Source organism: Halochromatium sp. NSM3 (genome assembly GCF_059621085.1).
Genome location: NZ_JCAQIA010000010.1, coordinates 67,738 through 84,588, shown reverse-complemented (window position 1 = coordinate 84,588; position 16,851 = coordinate 67,738). Strand labels below are relative to the sequence as shown.

17 protein-coding genes are annotated in these 16,851 nt (G+C 65.2%); 7 read left to right on the top strand and 10 right to left on the bottom strand.

Annotation, left to right across the window (positions count from 1 at the left end; genetic code table 11):
- The first annotated feature begins 198 nt into the window (after window positions 1–198).
- The 3 genes from AC54T3_RS06395 to AC54T3_RS06385 are packed head-to-tail and all read left to right on the top strand — an operon-like array spanning window position 199 to window position 1,351.
- Window positions 199–531 (top strand): ElaB/YgaM/YqjD family protein, encoded by a 333-nt coding sequence (locus tag AC54T3_RS06395; protein WP_496623318.1) that lies wholly within the window; start codon window positions 199–201, stop codon window positions 529–531.
- Entirely contained in the window at window positions 531–1,004 is a 474-nt protein-coding gene (locus AC54T3_RS06390; protein ID WP_496623316.1) for a hypothetical protein, read from the top strand. The genes AC54T3_RS06395 and AC54T3_RS06390 overlap by 1 nt, the downstream gene beginning before the upstream one ends.
- Window positions 1,005–1,027: 23 nt before the next feature.
- On the top strand, window positions 1,028–1,351 hold the full coding sequence (locus AC54T3_RS06385; protein ID WP_496623315.1) for a hypothetical protein: 324 nt from the start codon (window positions 1,028–1,030) through the stop codon (window positions 1,349–1,351).
- A 158-nt stretch (window positions 1,352–1,509) separates the two neighbouring features.
- On the opposite strand, the gene AC54T3_RS06380 is transcribed toward AC54T3_RS06385, so the two are convergent.
- The 6 genes from AC54T3_RS06380 to AC54T3_RS06355 are packed head-to-tail and all read right to left on the bottom strand — an operon-like array spanning window position 1,510 to window position 11,292.
- Window positions 1,510–3,387 carry a PTS fructose-like transporter subunit IIB gene (locus AC54T3_RS06380; protein ID WP_496623313.1) on the bottom strand — a complete coding sequence of 626 codons (1,878 nt, stop codon included), beginning with the start codon at window positions 3,385–3,387 and terminating at the stop codon, window positions 1,510–1,512.
- Window positions 3,388–3,441: 54 nt separating this feature from the next.
- Window positions 3,442–4,416, bottom strand: coding sequence for a 1-phosphofructokinase (gene pfkB / locus AC54T3_RS06375; RefSeq protein WP_496623311.1), 975 nt, complete (start codon window positions 4,414–4,416; stop codon window positions 3,442–3,444).
- Window positions 4,417–4,427: 11 nt separating this feature from the next.
- Entirely contained in the window at window positions 4,428–6,890 is a 2,463-nt protein-coding gene (gene ptsP, locus AC54T3_RS06370) for a phosphoenolpyruvate--protein phosphotransferase (RefSeq protein ID WP_496623310.1), read from the bottom strand.
- Window positions 6,891–6,932: 42 nt separating this feature from the next.
- On the bottom strand, window positions 6,933–8,216 hold the full coding sequence (locus AC54T3_RS06365; protein ID WP_496623308.1) for a carbohydrate porin: 1,284 nt from the start codon (window positions 8,214–8,216) through the stop codon (window positions 6,933–6,935).
- Between the two features lie 47 nt (window positions 8,217–8,263).
- The gene (locus tag AC54T3_RS06360) at window positions 8,264–8,509 is read right to left on the bottom strand and encodes an AI-2E family transporter (protein WP_496623307.1); all 246 of its coding nucleotides are present in this window, start codon (window positions 8,507–8,509) and stop codon (window positions 8,264–8,266) included.
- Window positions 8,506–11,292: a UPF0182 family protein gene (locus tag AC54T3_RS06355; protein WP_496623305.1), complete on the bottom strand. Its 2,787-nt coding sequence runs from the start codon at window positions 11,290–11,292 to the stop codon at window positions 8,506–8,508. Before AC54T3_RS06355 ends, AC54T3_RS06360 begins: the two co-directional genes overlap by 4 nt.
- Before the next feature lie 421 nt (window positions 11,293–11,713).
- Here AC54T3_RS06355 and AC54T3_RS06350 point away from each other — a divergent pair, with 421 nt between their 5' ends.
- Together AC54T3_RS06350 and AC54T3_RS06345 are read left to right on the top strand one after the other, a co-directional pair.
- Window positions 11,714–12,271: a DUF421 domain-containing protein gene (locus tag AC54T3_RS06350; protein WP_496623303.1), complete on the top strand. Its 558-nt coding sequence runs from the start codon at window positions 11,714–11,716 to the stop codon at window positions 12,269–12,271.
- A gap of 141 nt (window positions 12,272–12,412) precedes the next feature.
- Entirely contained in the window at window positions 12,413–12,895 is a 483-nt protein-coding gene (locus AC54T3_RS06345; protein WP_496623301.1) for a DUF2383 domain-containing protein, read from the top strand.
- Window positions 12,896–13,014: 119 nt separating this feature from the next.
- Here AC54T3_RS06345 and AC54T3_RS06340 read toward each other — a convergent pair whose 3' ends face one another.
- Window positions 13,015–13,545 carry a DUF4112 domain-containing protein gene (locus AC54T3_RS06340; RefSeq protein WP_496623299.1) on the bottom strand — a complete coding sequence of 177 codons (531 nt, stop codon included), beginning with the start codon at window positions 13,543–13,545 and terminating at the stop codon, window positions 13,015–13,017.
- A gap of 387 nt (window positions 13,546–13,932) precedes the next feature.
- Between AC54T3_RS06340 and AC54T3_RS06335 the strand changes: the two genes are divergently transcribed.
- Together AC54T3_RS06335 and AC54T3_RS06330 are read left to right on the top strand one after the other, a co-directional pair.
- Window positions 13,933–14,097, top strand: a complete 165-nt coding sequence (locus AC54T3_RS06335; RefSeq protein ID WP_496623297.1) for a DUF1328 domain-containing protein — start codon at window positions 13,933–13,935, stop codon at window positions 14,095–14,097.
- 150 nt (window positions 14,098–14,247) lie between these two features.
- Window positions 14,248–14,529 carry a hypothetical protein gene (locus tag AC54T3_RS06330; protein ID WP_496623295.1) on the top strand — a complete coding sequence of 94 codons (282 nt, stop codon included), beginning with the start codon at window positions 14,248–14,250 and terminating at the stop codon, window positions 14,527–14,529.
- Window positions 14,530–14,706: 177 nt separating this feature from the next.
- On the opposite strand, the gene mobA is transcribed toward AC54T3_RS06330, so the two are convergent.
- The 3 genes from mobA to AC54T3_RS06315 form a co-directional block, all read right to left on the bottom strand.
- Complete coding sequence (gene mobA, locus AC54T3_RS06325; RefSeq protein WP_496623293.1) at window positions 14,707–15,522, bottom strand: molybdenum cofactor guanylyltransferase MobA; 816 nt, start codon at window positions 15,520–15,522, stop codon at window positions 14,707–14,709.
- Window positions 15,488–16,099, bottom strand: a complete 612-nt coding sequence (pdxH, locus tag AC54T3_RS06320) for a pyridoxamine 5'-phosphate oxidase (RefSeq protein ID WP_496623348.1) — start codon at window positions 16,097–16,099, stop codon at window positions 15,488–15,490. Before pdxH ends, mobA begins: the two co-directional genes overlap by 35 nt.
- A gap of 109 nt (window positions 16,100–16,208) precedes the next feature.
- Window positions 16,209–16,793 (bottom strand): DUF2934 domain-containing protein, encoded by a 585-nt coding sequence (locus AC54T3_RS06315; RefSeq protein WP_496623291.1) that lies wholly within the window; start codon window positions 16,791–16,793, stop codon window positions 16,209–16,211.
- Window positions 16,794–16,851 lie beyond the last annotated feature (58 nt).

Below are 16,851 nucleotides of genomic sequence, written 5' to 3'. Positions count from 1 at the left end.
TTGCTCGGTGGTCGCCAAACCGAGCCGATGCACATGTCGCGCCACAATTGCCGTCGGCGCATCGCAACGCCGCTGCGCGGGAGGTTGGGGCAATTGCCCCGCTGACGGGGGTTTTGCGGTGTGGCGCGGCGTACGGCCTGTTTTTTGCATGACTCATCCCTCATCCAGTCCAATCCGAATTCAACAGCGAGACGAGCTATGAGCGACAAAAAGAGCGACCCGATCGGTAAAGTGGCCTCGGAGATCCATTCTGGTAAGGACGCCCCGTCCGGGACCGAGACGGAGCGTATGGTGAGCATTCTTCACGAAGCGCTCGACCGCTTCGCCAACCAGGCTGGCTCGGCCGAGCGCCATGTCCGCTCAACGGCGGGCGATGTGAGCGAGGGCATCCGTGGAGGTGCCGCCCATGCGCGCGCGAAGGGCAATGAAGCGGCGAACTTCGTCGAAGACTACGTCGACGATCACCCGTGGACCGCCGCAGGGATCGCCTTTGGTGCCGGGATCATCATCTCGTCATTGCTTCGGCGCTGATGACGTCGGCCGCCAACGCACAGCCGTCGTTGTCACCGGACGAACCAGCGGCGACGGCGGCTGAAGGGGACGAGCAGGCTGCACCTGCACCCGAGGGCATCGGCGCTGCGATCAGCGCTGTGATTGGTGGCTATCGTGAGGCGGCTGCGGCCACCACGGATCTTGCCGTCGCCGAGGCCGGCCTTGCGATCGCAAGCCTGGTTCGGATCGCCAAAGTCGCTCTGCTGCTGGCCCTGTTCTTCAGCATCGGGTGGCTGCTCGCCGCGCTTGCCTTTGCGGCCTTGATCGCGCCTGCGCTTGGTTGGCCTGCTGCGCTTGGTGTACTGGCGGTCGCCCATTTCCTGCTTGCGCTGCTGTGCCGGCTCTGGATCGTGAGACTACGGCCGCACCTTGGCTTTCCGGTGTTGCGGACCGCGCTGGCCGAGATGCGACGGCGGGACGCGGCCGCCACTGATAACGCGACCCCTTCCTGAAACAACCACCGGAGCGAATGCGCATGAACCCCAGCAAGAGGCGAGGTCTTCGCGCGCAGCGACGCCAGGTTGCGGCCGCCTTTGTGCATTGGCGCGCGTGCCAGCAAGAGGCCGCGCGTCGGCGTGTGCAGCTCGGCCAGCGCCTGCACGAGCGGATCGCCAGCCCCGAGACAATCAGCTTAGCGTTCGTCGCTGGGCTGACAACGGCGATGCTCGCGCCACAGGGCCGGCGCGGCGACCCGCCCGAGCAGCGTCGACCCGCAGGGCGCAATCGCGCCCTCAGGATGATGCTGCGCCTTGGGCGCATGATCGCGATGAGGGAGGCGACATCCGCAATGGTGGACTGATGACGCCGGAGTCGGCGAGGGTCGACGGTGCGCTGTTTACGGTGCCTTTCCTTGTCTGTCTGCGGGTTGCTTTCGAGAGCTTCGACGGAACCCGCAGACTCGGGCGCGCGATGGGCACGCGATGGGCAAGTGATGCGCGAGGAGAATGCGCTGCGGGGCTAGTAGCCGCCGGTTTGGCCCCGCGCGGCGCCGGCGTGGGCCGCGATGGCGGGCTTGGGCTCCTCGAGCGAGGGTTTGAGGATCAGCAACGCAATCAGCGTCACCAGCGTGCCGGCGGCGATGGCTGCGGCGTACCAGGCCAGGTGCGTGACGGCGTTCGGGATGGCCAGCACAAAGATGCCACCGTGGGGCGCGCGCAGGCCCACCGCGAAGTACATGGACAGGGCGCCCGCCGTGGCGGAGCCGAGGACGGCGGCGGGGATGACCCGCAGTGGGTCCTTGGCGGCAAAGGGGATAGCGCCCTCGGTGATGAACGACAGCCCCAGCACACCGGCGGCCTTGCCGGCCTCGCGCTCGGCCAGGGTGAAGCGATTGCCGCCGATCAAGGTCGCCAGCGAGATGGCCAGCGGCGGGGTCATGCCGGCGGCCATCACGGCGGCCATGGGCATGAACTGGTCACTGGTCAACAAGCCGACGGCGAAGGTATAGGCCGCCTTGTTCACCGGCCCGCCCATGTCCACGGCCATCATGCCGCCGAGGATCAGGCCCAGGATGACGGCGTTGGTCGAGCCCATGCCCTGCAGGAAGGTGGTGAGCCCGTCCATGATGGCCTTCACCGGGGCGCCGACCACATAGATCATCAGCAGGCCCGTGGCCAGCGTGGACAGCAGCGGGATGACCAGCACCGGTTTCAGGCCCTCGAAGTGCTTGGGCAGGGGCAGGTAATCGCGCAGCGCCAGCGCGATGTAGCCGCCGAGGAAGCCGGAGACGATGCCGCCGAGGAAGCCGGCGTCCAGGTTCATCGCCAGCATGCCGCCGATGAGCCCTGGTGTCAGCCCGGGCCGGTCGGCAATGGAGTAGGCAATGAAGCCGGACAGGATGGGCACCATCAGCGTGAAGGCCGCGTCGCCGCCGATCGCCATGAGGGCCGCAGCCAGCGTGCCCTCCTGCTCGAACGCCTCGATGCCGAAGACGAAAGACAGCGCGATGCAGAGTCCCCCGGCGACGACGATGGGCAGCATGTAGGAGACGCCGGTCAGCAGGTGCTTGTAGGGGCCGTCGAAGACCTTCTTGCCACCTTTGTTGGATTGCCCGGCGGTCTCGGCAGTCGCGGCCTTGCCGCCGCTCACCACAGCCTCGCTGGCTGCCCGTTGCAGCACGTCCGCAGCGCCCTTGACGGCGGCACCGACGGAGGTGGTGTAGACCGCCTTGCCGGCAAAGCGCGACGGGTCAACATGGGTGTCGGCGGCGATGACCACCAGGTCCGCCGCAGCGATCTGCTCCGGCGTGAGCTGGTTCTTGGCGCCGACCGAGCCCTGGGTCTCGACGTGGATCTCGTCGCCTTCGGCCTCGGCCACTTTCTTCAGCGCGTCGGCGGCCATGAAGGTGTGGGCGATGCCGGTGGGACAGGCGGTGATGGCGACGATGCGCCGGCCGCCGGGCTTGGCCGCTTCGGGCCCTGCAGCGTTGGGCCCAGCCGCGTCGGGCTTGGGCACGTCGGGCTTGGGCGTTTGGGACTGGGGCGGGGCCGCTGGCTCGCGCGCCTGAGTGGAGGGCTCGCTCGCGAGCCCTGGCACCCGTGCCAGCAGCTCCTCGAGCACACCACGGGTGTCGCGAATGGCGCGGCTGGTGGAGACGGTCAGCAGTGGCTTGCCCGCGAAGGGCTCCAGCTCGACGTGGATGTCGGCGGCGATGAGCACCCCATCCGCTGCGGCGACGGTCTCCGCCGACAGCCGATTGGTGGTGCCCTCGGCGCCGTGGATCTCGACCTGGATGTCGTGGCCCATCTGAACGGCGGTGTGCTTGATGGCCTCGGCGGCCATCAGGCTGTGAGCGATGCCGGTGGGGCAGGAGGTGACGGCGATCAGTGTGGCCATGGTCGAGTGCTCCGGAAGTAGGTGCTGTTGCGGGGCGGCTTGGGTCGCTAGGGCTCAGCGGCTGTTCAGCTCGCTCAGCTGCACGCGCGCAGCGAGAGACTCGATGCGGTCGCGGCTGGGCAGGTGCGGGCCGACCTCGCCGAGGGCGCCCAGGGAGCAGGCGGTGGCGAGCCGGGCGCGGCGGGCCAGATCCAGCCCTTGGCGGGTGCCCACCAGGATGCCGGCGACCATCGCGTCGCCGGCGCCGACCGTGCTCTTCACGGTGATGGCTGGCGGCACTGCCAGCACAGCGGCGCCTTCCTCCACGAACAAGGCGCCGTCCGCGCCCATGGACAGGGCCACGAGGCCGACACCGGCGTCGATGAGCTGTCGCGCGGCGGCCAGCATCTGGGGCTGGCTCTCCAGCGGCCGGCCCATCAGCTCGGCGAGTTCGTCGATGTTCGGCTTGATGATATCGGGCATGGAGGCGCCGGCGCCGCCGGCCAGCGCGGCGGCGAAGGGTGCGCCGCTGGCGTCCAGCAGCACCCGCTTGCCGGCGGTCTTCAGTCGCGCGATCAAGTCCGCGTAGAGGCCATCCAGCACGCCGGCCGGCACGCTGCCGGAGAGCACGAACCAGTCCACATCGCCCTCGGCGCGGAGCAGGTCGATGGTCTCCCCGAGCCGTTCGAGATCCTCGGGCTGCGGTGCCAGGCCCGGGAAGTTCAGATCCGTCACCTGATCCAGCACCGGGTCGGTGATCTTCACGTTGACCCGAGTCCGTCCGTGCAGGCGCACACAGCGGTCCTCGATGCCCTTGCGGGCGAAGAGCGCGACGAAGGGGTCGTCGTTGGCACTGCCGAGCAGGCCGGTCGCGCAAGACCGTTCCCCCAGGTCGGCCAGGAAGGAGGCGACGTTGACGCCCTTGCCGCCGGCGTCGGACTGCTCCCAGTCGACGCGGTTGACGCGCCCGGCGGTGAATTCCCGCACGCGCACGGTCTGGTCGATGGCCGGGTTCAGGCTCAGCGTGACGATGCGGTTGGCAATGCGCATGTCGGCCTCCCTCAACGCAGGCGCCGCACGGCAGGGGCGGTGTGGCAGGCCAGCGCCCGGCGGGCGAGGGCTTGCGCCTTGGCCTTGGACAACCCTCGGATCTGCGCCTTCACCGCCGCGATACTGGGGATGCTGACGGACAGCTCCTTGACGCCGAGCCCGGTGAGGATGACCACGCCGGCCGGATCGCCGGCAATGCCGCCGCAGACGCCGACCCACTTGCCGGCCTTGTCGGCCGCCTGCACGGTGCGCTCGATCATGCGCAGCACGGCCGGGTGCAGCCCATCCGCCTGGCGCGACAGGACCGGGTGCATGCGGTCCACGGCCAGGCAGTACTGGGTCAGGTCGTTTGAGCCGACGGAGAAGAAGTCCACCTGCTCGGCGAAGGCGTCCGCCATCATCACCGCAGAGGGCACCTCGATCATGATGCCGATCTCCACCGGGTCGGCGTCCAGCTCCAGGCGGACCTCTTCGGTCAGCGCCTTGGCGCGGGTCAGTTCCTCCAGCGTCGAGATCATCGGGAACATGATCCGCACCGGGCCGTGCTCGGCGGCACGAAAAATGGCACGCAGCTGGGTGCGGAACAGGGCCGGGCGGTTCAGGCACAGCCGGATGCCGCGCTCGCCGAGGAAGGGGTTCTCCTCCGCTGGCATGTCCATGTAGGGCACGGACTTGTCGCCGCCGATGTCCAGCGTGCGGATGATGATGGGCAGGCCAGCCAAGGCCTTGACCATCTGGGTGTAGGCGGCCGCCTGCTCGTCCTCGGTGGGCGCCTGGTCGCGGCCGAGGAACAGGAACTCGGTGCGCAGCAGGCCGACGCCCTCGCCGCCGGCCTCCACCGCCTTGGCGGCCTCTTCCGGCGCGGCGATGTTGGCGACCACCTCGATGCGGGCGCCGTCAGTCATCAGCGCTGGCTGGTAGCAGGTGCGCCGCTCTTCCTCGCGGCGGGTGGCGAGGTCCGCCTGCACGCGCCGGGCCTCGGCCTGGTCGCTGTCGGTGGGTGCGCTCACCAGGATGCCGGCGTTGCCGTCGAGCACCACCTCGGTGCCGTCGACCAGGTCCAGCAGGCCGTCGCCGGCGCCCACCACCGCCGGGATGTCCAGCGAGCGGGCGATGATGGCGGTGTGCGAGGTGGGCCCACCGGCAGCGGTGCAGATGCCGAGCGCCAATGCCGGGTCCAGCCGCGCGGTGTCGGACGGGCTCAGATCATCGGCCACCAGGATCACGGGCGTGTCCGGGAGCCGGGGCTCGTCCTCGATGCGCTCGGCCAGCTGCCGGAGCACCCGCCGGCCGACGTCGCGCAGGTCCACCGCGCGGGCAGCGAGCAATGCGTCGGACTGGGCGGCAAGGGTCTTGGCCTGGGCCGCGACACTCTTTTCCCAGGCGTAGCCGGCGCTGCGCGCATCGGTTGTGATGAGGTGCTCGGCGGCATCGACGAGGCCCTGGTCGGCGAGGAACTCGGCATGGGCCTTGAAGATACCCGCGCGGCCGGCACCGGACTTGGCGCGGACCTCCTCGAACAGCGCGGCCAACTCACGCTTGGCCGTCTCGATGGCGCGGTGCAGCTTGGTGCGCTCGGCGGCCGGGTCCTTGGCGGTGGCGGCGACGACGATCTTGCCCCGCTGGTATTGCCAGAGCGGGCCCGTGGCCATGCCGGGGGAGGCGGCGACACCAGCGATGGTGGGGCCCTGCCACTCGATGCGCTCGAACGGCGCGTCCGCAGCGCCGGCTGCGGCCTCTTCCTCGTCTTCCAGGCCCTGCTCGATGGCCTCGCGCAGCGCGGCCAGGGCCTCATCGGCATCCGGCCCCTCGGCCATGACGCGGATGGTCGCGCCCGAGTCGATGCCGAGGTTCAACAGGCCAATCAGGCTCTTGCCGTCGCCGGCCCGGTCGCCGTGGCGCACCCGGATGCTGGACTCGAAGCCCTTGGCGATGTCCACCAGCGCGGTGGCCGGACGGGCATGCAGGCCGTGGGGGCTATCGATGACGATGTCGAAGTGGTTGGGCAGGTCCTCGGGCAGCGGCTCGGTCGTCGCGGACTTGGGCGCACCGGCCGAGAGCCGCGCGGTGATGTCGCTGGCGTCGTTCGTCTGCGCCAGCCGCTCGGCCTCCTCCGGGCTGCCGAGCACGTCGGTGAGGTTGGTCAGGATCTGCAGATGCTCGTCGGACTTGGCAGCGATGCCCACCACCAGCTGCGCCCGCTCGCCGGTGTTCCACTCAACGCCGTCTGGCAGTTGAAGCACCGCGACGCCAGTCTGCTTGATCAGGCCGCGATCCTTGGGCACGCCATGGGGGATGGCGATGCCGTTGCCGAGATAGGTGTTGGCTACCTGCTCGCGGGCGAGCAGGCTGTCGACATAGCTGGGCTCGATGTAGCCGGCCTCGACCAGCAGGGCGCCGACCTGGCGGATGGCGTCGGTCTTGTCCCGCGCGCTGGCGCCGAGGCGCACGGCGCTGGTGCTGAGTTCAATCATAGCGATCCTCCTCGAAAGACTATCGCCTGCACGGACCGTGGCTTAGAAGGTGACGCCAAACTGCATGCCGAGCACTGTGGCATCCGGGATGTCACCGGTGCCGCCTGGCTGGTGCACATACTGGATGTCCGGCTGGACATAGGCGAACGTGGTCAATTGCACCCGGTAGCCCAGCTCGAACATCCATTCGTAATCCGGGTCACCCTGACCGAGCGCCTGTTGCGCCTTGGCGTAGTCGTTGCTCAATGTGCCGTAGGTGGTACCGAAGATCAGCCGGTCGTTGGCACGGCCGTCGAACAAGCCCAGGTACTGGGCGCCCAGGCTGACCTGGAAGGGCACCAGGGCGGGCTGCTGCTGGTTGGTGTAGGCCAGGGTGCCGAACAGGTACAGACCCTGATCGGAGGCGCTGGCTTCCTGCGTCACCTGCTGGTCCATCTGCGCGTAGTAGCGGATGAAGCTGTCGGTGGTGTCGTCGGAGTCGAAGTTCGGCATCTCGAAGTAGACGTTGTTGAGCCCCAGCGCAAAGTGGCCCGGCTTGCTGTTCCAATCCCAGCCCCAGTCGAGTTGCAGCATCACCGAGACGCCATCATCGTCGCGGAACGCGAAGTCGGTGCCGTGCTTATCCGGGTCCCACATCAGATCGATCAGCTGGTAGACGCCGACCTTGGCGCTGAAGTGATCCGTTGGCTGGAACCTGTAGCGCGCCCCCCAGACCGGGAACGGGTAGGAGGTCATGACGCCGTCGAACAGCACGGCGCGGATCTGGCCGTTGATGCTGTTGTTGAGATAGAAGCCGTAGAAGGGCGAGCCGGCGAAGTCGTCAGTCGCGGTGATGCGGCCGAACTTGAAGGCGTGCTCGCCGTCGGCCCAGGTCTTCTCCAGAAAGGCGCCGTAGAGGAACCAGGTCTGGCCGCCGACCAACTGCATGACACTGTAGATGTTGCCGATATCGTCGTCGATGCTGGCGCCATGGCGGTCGATGCCGCTCAGGGTGAAGGTCCAGCCATCGAGGCCGGCGAGCGTCTCCAGGTCGAATTGGGTGCCGATGTACAGGCCGCCGGCGTAAGCGGTTCCCTGCTCGAGACCACCGCTGACATTGCTGGCGACGATGGCGTTGTAGTAGCCCCAGAAGCTGATGCCGTCGTCCTCAAGTGCCGCGCGGCGCCCATCCCAGTCGCCGAGCAGAGTGTCACCGTCAGACCAGCCGTCGGCCGCGGCACCGTTCAGTGGCAGCAAGAGGAATGCGCCCAGGGCCAGCGTCCGGTGCAGGGTGAGGGCAATGGCAATGGGTTTGAATACCGTCGGGGTGCTATGGATGGTCTTCATTGTGCTTTGCCTATTGGTGCGAGCGTTGCCCGGCTTTCGCCGCCGGCCTAGCCTTGCGCCCCGTCGCCGCGATCACCCGGAAGGTCGACCGGCTGACCGCGCACCTCGTCGATGTACAGCATTTTGACCAAGACCAGCGCCACCGCAGCCAGCGGTGTCGCGACGATGATCCCGAGAGGGCCGAAGGCGGCTGCGGCCAGAAATGTGGAGACTAGCGCCAGGGCGGGCGGCAGATCGACGGCGCTGCGCTGAATCATCGGCATCAGCAGATTGTTCTCGACCAGCTGGATCACCAGGTAGAACGCGCTCGCATACAAGAGGCAGTTGGCCGTGGCTGCTCATCGCTGGTGCTCCTGCTTGCGCCTTCGGTCTCCGGCACCACCGAGGGCGGCTCCAGCGGCGCCCTCTCTTTGCGTGCTTGGCGCGCCTCGGTCTTGGCGTCCCGTGCCTTCTCGAGGATGAGTTCATTCAGACTGCGGACACCCTCTTCGAGGGTCTCCTCCATGACCACCAAGGGGCCTTGGCTGACGATCACCCGAGCGAGCTGGGGCATCCGCGACTCCGCCTCAGCCTCCAGGAAAATGCCCTGGATATAGGTGACGATACCGTCGATCGGGACCACGACCATGCGTCCGCGGTCGGCATTCGAGCCCTGTTGATTCCAGAGCGTCAACTCTTGGGTGATGTACGGGTCCTGCTTGATGAAGGCGTCCACCTGCGCCGGCCCATAGACCAGGGTGCCCTTCGGGAAGTTGTAGACGACGATGCGGCCGTAGTCTTCGCCGTCGCTTCCGACCAAGGCGAGCGCCCGCATGCCGCGCTGGCCGCGCGGGGTCATCGGCACGAAGAGGCTGTACTGGAAGCGATCGGGGTGGATCAGATTCAAGGTCAGGTAATAGGAGGTGACCGCATGCATGTTGTCACGCCACTCGACACTCGGGAACTCCCAGACGTCTTCGCGGTTGTAGAACGTCTGAGCATCGTTCTGGTGATACTGGGCGTAGACGTCCATTTGCACATCGAAGAGGGCTTTCGGGTAACGCACATGCTGCTTCAAGGCCGTCGGCATCTCCTCCATGCGCTTGAATAGCTGAGGGTACATTCGCGCATAGGCGACGGCGATCGGGTCGCTGGGGTCGGCCAGGTAATAGTCGACACTGCCGTTGTAGGCGTCGACGACGATCTTGATCGACTCGCGGATATAGTTGAACGGCCTTGCGAAGTAACCGAACCGGCCGTCGTAGGGGGTCGCGTTCGGATACCGGTCGGAGTGGGTCACGGCATTCTGAATCCACCACAGGCGCCCCTCGGCCATCACCAGATAAGGGCTCGGAACCAGCGTCAGGAACGGGGTCAGGGTCTTGATGCGTTCCTGGACGTTGCGTCGAAACAGGAGCTTGCTGTCGTCGGTGGTCTGGGTCGTGTAAAAGATGTTCTGTTCGCGGAAATAGATCGCGAACATGAGCTTGTGGAACAGACTGCCCATCGGCACGCCACCGTCGCCGGTGTAATCGGAATAGTTGACCTCGTCCTTGGAGGCGTAATCCAGCTCTTGGCTGGCGTTCGGGGCGATGACGGGCAGGTAGGTGCCCACGCCGTAGTACAGGGCCGGCTGCTCGAGGGAGAGGCCGGACAGGCCGGCCTTGATGGTTGGCGGAATGCCCTGGATGAGCCAGTTGGTCGGCTCGGCGGCGTCCTGCGCCGCCGGGGTCATCACCGCGCCGTAGCCATGGGTGTACTTGAGCCAACGGTTGACCCAAGTCTGCAGCGGGTCGCGGAGCTTGTTGATGTCGATCTCGCGGGCACCGAGGAACACCTGCTGGTAGCTGTCGTTGATGGTATAGCGACCAACGTCGATCTGATGGAAGCTGTAGTAGGAACGAATCTCTTGCAGGTCGCGATAGACCTTGAGCAGCCCGTCTTCATCCCAGACCGGAACGTTCTGCAGGCTCCGCTCCATCTCCGGGGTGACCTGCCCCCATGCGTCCTCGCGGATCGCGTAGTGCCGGGTCTCGACATCATCCAGCGCATAGGCCGCGAGCGTGGCATTGATGTTGTTCTCGATATACGGGGCCTGACGGGACAGTTCGTTGGGCTGAACGATGAACTCCTCGATGCTTGCGCTCAGCGCTGGCGTATAGCGGGAGGCAACCACGACCAGCAACAGCGCCGTCGTGCCAGCCAGGGTTTTCAGCCTGCGGCGGGTATTGAGGAGATAGACGAGCAGGCCGCCCACCACCAGGGTCAGCACGCCCGAGGCCCAGATCAATGGCAGCGTCACCTGCATCTCGGCGTAGCCGGGGCCATAGAACACGGGGAGATGAGCATCGGTGTACAACAAATGCTGAGTGTCGCCGACGAAATATAAGGCACCCATCACAAAGACCAGCATGGTGATCAGGCTCAGATGGATACGCACACCGCGGCGCAGAATGCCGTGATCCCTGGGCATGGCCTTGTGCTCGGCCCAGTAGAGCAGCGCGAGCCCGGCCAGGACGATCAGCAATGCGACCAGCGTTTCGGCGAACAGGAGTTCATACAGCGGCAGGGAGAAGAGGTAAAAGGAGACGTCGAAACCATACATCGGGGCTTGCGCTCCCATGTCCGGCGCTAGCAGGTACATCAGCGCCGTCTCCCAGTAGACCAGCAGTGGCAGCGCGACCACGATGGCCAGTAACAGCGTCAGGGGCAGATAGACCGCCAGGGAGCGCTGCTGGAACTTGCGATAGAGCTGCCGCGACGGTCGCTTGCGCTGCTGCGGGGGGATATCCGGAGAGCGGTTCGCTGAGAGAGCATCCGCCGCTGAGTTGTCGTCGGCTGGGCGTCGGGCACCGAGGTATTTCCCGCCGACCCAGAAATTGATGAAGAAGAGGGCAAAAAAGAAGCTGACGCCAAGCACATACACCAGCGTCGCATAGAGCTGGCGGGACCAGAAGTAGCCTGCATAGCCGAGCGAGTCGAACCACCAGAGATCGACCCAAAAGCCATTGAAGGCAAGGGCTAGGACCGCTGCAATCACGAGGATGGCCAGCACCGCACCGACGACATATAAGGTGAGCAGTTTCCAGGAAGGCATGGCTTCTCCATCCAGTTGCAAGGCGATGCTGATCTATTGAGGGAAGCAAAAGATATGCCGCAGCACTCGCGTAGCTCAGCGACTGCGTCCCCGGGCAGGAGCCCTCCGGCAGCTGGGAGCTGCGCGCGTCCGCCGGGCGAGATGCGGCGGACCTTGGGTTGCGACGGACGGGAGCGACCCGCGTGTGGAACGGTTCAAGTCAACCGCTGTTGGTGAATTTGAGCCACGACCCCGCGCAATGCGGCTCAATCATGGTGGGCGCGTCGGCAAGGGCGACGCTTGGCATGGCACATGCAAAGACTGGGGGGGTACTGCCGATTGTGGCCGTGCACGGGCGCAGTCAGCACGGACATCACAGCTTGCCAAAGGCGCAATTCCATCGGCGTTATCCACGCTAGCGGCAATCTATTGGAGAATGGCCATGGAGCAAATCTTTTTCGACCAGGGCTCAGCGCTGCTGAGCACCTTGGTGATCGGCGTGCTCTCCTATGCGAGCCTCATCGTGCTGCTGCGGATAAGCGGTAAGCGAAGCCTATCGAAAATGAACGCCTTCGATTTGGTGGTGACGGTCGCCTTGGGGTCGGTGCTGGCGAGCATCCTGCTGAGCAAGGACGTGTCACTCGCTCAAGGGGTACTCGCGCTCGCCTTGCTGCTTGTTCTCCAGTTCATCATCACCTGGCTGAGCGTGCGCGTCGGCTGGGTCCGACGGTTGGTCACGGGTGACCCCTCACTGCTGCTGTATCAGGGTCAATTCCTCCCTGACGCGCTCAAGCGAACACGGATCACCCGTGGTGAGGTGCGCGCGGCAGTCCGCAGCGAGGGCCTCGCAACGCTCGATCAGGCCGAAGCGGTGGTGCTGGAGACGGATGGCTCTTTCAGCGTTGTCAAAACCGGAAACGGGACCGCCGAATCCAGTCTCACCGGGGTTGACCTGAGTGGAGTTCCAGGCCAAACGAAACGGCCCAAGTCGCCCACCTAGCTGACTGAGCTAGCCGCAGCACCCGACAGGTGCCGCTCCGAGCCGCCATGCTGACGCGGCTTTAACGCTTACCTCGACATATCGGTTGCGTTAGATCACGCACCTAATCGGCAACAACATTGACTGTCACGGGAGAAAAGCATGAGCAAGCGGACCAGAATCGACAGACGGGAGTTTCTGCGCACCGCATCCGGCACGATGGCCGCATCCGATCGACGCCTACCGGCAACGCGAAGCCCCGGAACTGCCCAAAATTATCGGGAGGCGATTGAACGCCTTGATGACGCGGAGAGCAAACAGGAACTCGCGAAGTTCATGGCCGATCATGAACGCCATACCGAGGAACTCGGCGCCCATCTGCAATCGATGGGTGAGACGCCGCCGACCGAAGGCGGTGGTATGAAGAGCATGCTGACCCAAGGCAAGGTGATGCTGGCTGACCTCTTCGGTGATAAGGCACTGCTCAAGGCAATGAAGACCAACGAGGATGATACCAATACCGCCTATGAGCGTGCTGTCGAGCAGGATGACTCGCCGGCAGAGGTGAAGGCACTGCTTGAGCGTAACCTTGCGGATGAACGCCGCCACCGTGAGTGGATCGAGGCGCGCGCTGAGACCTTATAGGTTTCGGAGGTGATTCAAAGGACTCGGCGGCGTCGGGACCGCGCCGAGTCCTATCCAACCCAGCCAAGAGACTGGGCACAGGTGGAATTGGACCGCTATCGCGTCATTTGAGCCTACGGTCACAGCAGCGAAAGCAACAACCCCAACAGCCAAAGCGCCAGGGCAACCAGCGCGACGACCGCAGCTGCCATCAGGGCGATCAGCCCACCCACCACGAGTGTGCTGTGGCGTCGGACTTCCCGGGGGTTGTCGAGGTGGTCTTCAAGCAGCTGAACGTTGCGTCGATTCGCTTTCCAAACGAAGTCGAAGAGATCTCCTACCAAAGGGATGATGCCGACCGTGGTTTCGATTAGCACATTGACCGCCATGCGCATGAGCACGATCAGAGGCGCCCCGAGGCGGCGAGCCTCGAGGATGATGTAGGAGGAGAGGCCAGCACCCGTGAGATCTCCGATGCCCGGTATCAGCCCGATGACGCCATCCCAGCCAACGCGATAGCCGCCGGGCAGGGCGATAGCCGAATCCAGGGTGTGAGCGAGACGGCGCAGCCTGCGCCGCGCAGCGGCCTCTTCGGCCGGCGGCACCGGACCCTGGCTGGCGTCGTCGATGAGAGGCGTCGCTGCGGACGCTTCGTCGGTGCGCTGTTGCATCGAGGTCTCCAAGAAATCAGGCTTGTGGCGCGGTACCGTCCACGCCTTGGTAGTAAAAAGCAGATCGCGTGCCAGGCAGGGCATTCAGTCGCCTATTCAGTCGCCGCTTCCAGTGGCGCAGCAGGCGTCACGCGGGTGGGTGCTGCGTCCTTTCAATGACATTGGTTGAGCACAGCCGACTGGGGGTTGAAAGAAACCGCAAACGGCACGCTGGTCACCAGGAAAATGACAGCGGGTCAGGCAAATGCGGGCTTGGATGCGAGTTGGTCTGCCCTTTGCATCATTGCAGATAACATTGCTGGAAGCGGACGCCATGCGGCTCCGTCCATCGGCGATGGACTAGGCTGATCCCTCAGCCACAACTGATCAATCAATTGGAGGTGAACCATGATTCAGTGGGCACTCATTGCTCTCGTCGTCGCGATTATCGCAGGCCTGCTCGGGTTTTCGGGTATCGCTGGCGCTGCCACGGAAATTGCCTGGATCCTGTTCGTCGTCGGGCTTGTGCTAGCGGCCGTATTCTACTTCCGCGGGCGCAGTTCGACGCTTTAGCAAGGGGCTGATGACGGGCCTCATTGGCCAACATCAGCATGAAACGTGAAAACGCGAGTGAATGAGACGGCGACCGCGCGTTGGATGCCATGGCATTTAACGGCATCCAATGCGCCGACCGTCATTGACAACCAACTCAGGAGATTTGTGATGAACCAACTGGTACTGCTCTTTACCGCAATTGCCTTGTTTTCCGGTGCCATCGCCTTCGGTGGCGCTGGCGAGACATCCAGGGTCGTGTGGATCCTTTTCTACGGCAGCGCCGCCGCTGCCGCCTACTTCTTCTGGAAGAATAGCGGCGAAGGCCAGGGCTCCTCACACCGCTACGGGCCGAACTCGAACGATGCTGAGGGCAGGGATGCCGCGACCCCCGACGCCAGCTTAGCCGGCATCGGGTCGACCTCGAACGACCCCAACCGCCAGGGCTTGTGAGCTAGCCTAGACTAACCCAGCAACCGACCACGTTAACGCCGCTCCGGGCAGCCATGCCGGCGCGGCGTTAACGCTTACTATGGAAGCTGGCGATGAACCCTGAACAGCTCTCATTGCCGCTGACACTGTTTGGCGACGGTGCTCGTGTTCTACCTGCTGGGGATGGCGACCCTGATGCTATGGTGACGGCCGCCCCTCGATCGCGCTGAAAAGAGAATCTGCCTGAATGGATCGGGCATCAATTGATCGGGCATCCTCAGGGCGGTTGAGATTCATGAAAGGGCTAGGGATCTGCTCGAAGGTGACGGTGGCGACCCGGTGGCGAGCGAGCCAACCCAAAACGCTGCGTCCACCGCCGCGAAGGTAGTCCGTCAGGTCGGCGCCGATGTCGGTAGGGATCAAAGCGTGCAGCGGCTGAGTGCGCGCTTGGTCGGCGGCGATCGCGATGCGAGCCGAACCATCTCGGAGCGCGGCGGCGAGGCGCGGACCGAGGTCGCGCGGGATCAATGGGGTATCGCAAGGTGAGACGAGGAGCCAGGCCGGGGCGGATGCGGAGCCGGCTCGAGCATTGCCATCGGCTTGGGACTGGGCGCAAGACCGGGCAAGGAGCGGCGGCTGAGGCCATGTCCTGATCTCGGCGAGCGCGGTCGCAATGCCGGCGAGCGGGCCTTGAAAGGGCTGGATCTGAGCTTGATTCGGCGGATCAGCACCAGCGGCGACACCGATAGCATGATCAGCCAAGACCGGCCAGCCGAACTGAGCATAGCGCTCGCGATGTCGATTGGCACTCATCAGCAGGCTTGCGACCTGAGGCCGTAGCGCTTCAGCGACCCACTGCACGAGCGGGCGGCCGTCGAGTTCGATGAGACCCTTGTCGATGCCCCCCATGCGTCGTCCGGCGCCGCCGGCGAGGATGAGGCCAACAACCTGATCGGCGCGGAAGAGGGGCGCGGAGAGGTCAGGGCGCGAGTCGTTCGATCTGCCAGGGTGCATTAGGCGCTGTTCGGTGGTAGCGGAAGCGATCATGCAGACGGCTGTCGCGACCTTGCCAGAATTCGATGCTGGTTGGGATCACGCGGTAGCCGCCCCAGAAGTCCGGCAGCGGGATCTCACCGTCGCTGAAGCGCTGTTTGATCTGGGCCACCTTCTGTTCGAGCAGCGCGCGCGAGCGGATGACCTGACTCTGTGGCGAGGCCCAGGCGCCGATGCGACTACCGCGCCCGCGCGTGATGAAATAACTCAAGGACTCGTGGGTGGGTATCCGCTCGGTGCTGCCGAGGATGCTGATCTGCCGCGCCAGTGCCACCCAGGGGAAGAGCAGCGCGACCTGGTGGTTGCCGTCGATCTGCTGGGCCTTGGTGCTCTGGTAGTTGGTGAAGAAGACAAAGCCCTGGGCGTCATAGAGCTTGAGCAGCACGGTGCGCAGGCTCGGTTGGCCATTCGCGTCAACCGTGGCCAGGGACATTGCGTTCGGCTCCGGGAGTTGGGCCGAGAGCGTCTCTTGATACCAGCGCTGGAACTGAACGATGGGGTCGGCATCGAGGTCATCGCGGTCGAGCCCGCGCTCCATGACGTGGGCACGGAAGGCGGCGGGATCGGCATGGGTTCGCTCTGGTGTCGCGAGGTAATCCATTATCGGTGGCTTGGTTGCTTTTGGGCGGCCTTAGGCAAGCGGTTGTTTAGTGTCTACCCCGACGGAGTTGCTCGTCGATCTCGGCCTCGGCGGCCGCCCAGTCGGCTGCGGGATCACCAGGTGCCCCGCCACGCTTTTCGGCGATGTAGTAGGCGGCTTCCTCGATCATGCGGAGGCGTTCCTCGGGCGTGACCTGGGTCACTGGCTTGAGGGTCACCGGGCGCTCTTTGCGGGCCTGGGTACCCTGCGCTGAAATGGGCGGAGTAGGGGAGGTCGGCGCGGGGGAAGCCGGAGCTGGGGCTGCGGCAGGCGCGGCCTTGGAAGCAGCGGCCTTCTTCGTGCTCGTCTTCTTGGTCACGGGCGCACTGCGAGCACTGGCGGTCGTAGCCGGGCTGCCTGCTGGCGAAGGGGTGCTTGCGGCAGCGGTGCCCGAACCCGCCTTCTTGGTGGCCTTTTTCTTGGGTGCGCTGGCAGTCGTCGGCGTGCCGCTGGTCTTGGTCGATGCCGTTTTCTTGGCCGCCGCCTTCTTGCCGCTGGTCTTTTTGGTGACCGGTTGATTCTCCGGCTTGCTGTCGGCCGCAGCGGCCTTCGCGGTTGCCTTCTTGGTTACGACGCTCTTGTCTTCAGCCATGTCGCTCACTCGCCTCCGAGTACTGCTTTGGTATTCAGTTAGGGCAGAGAATACACGA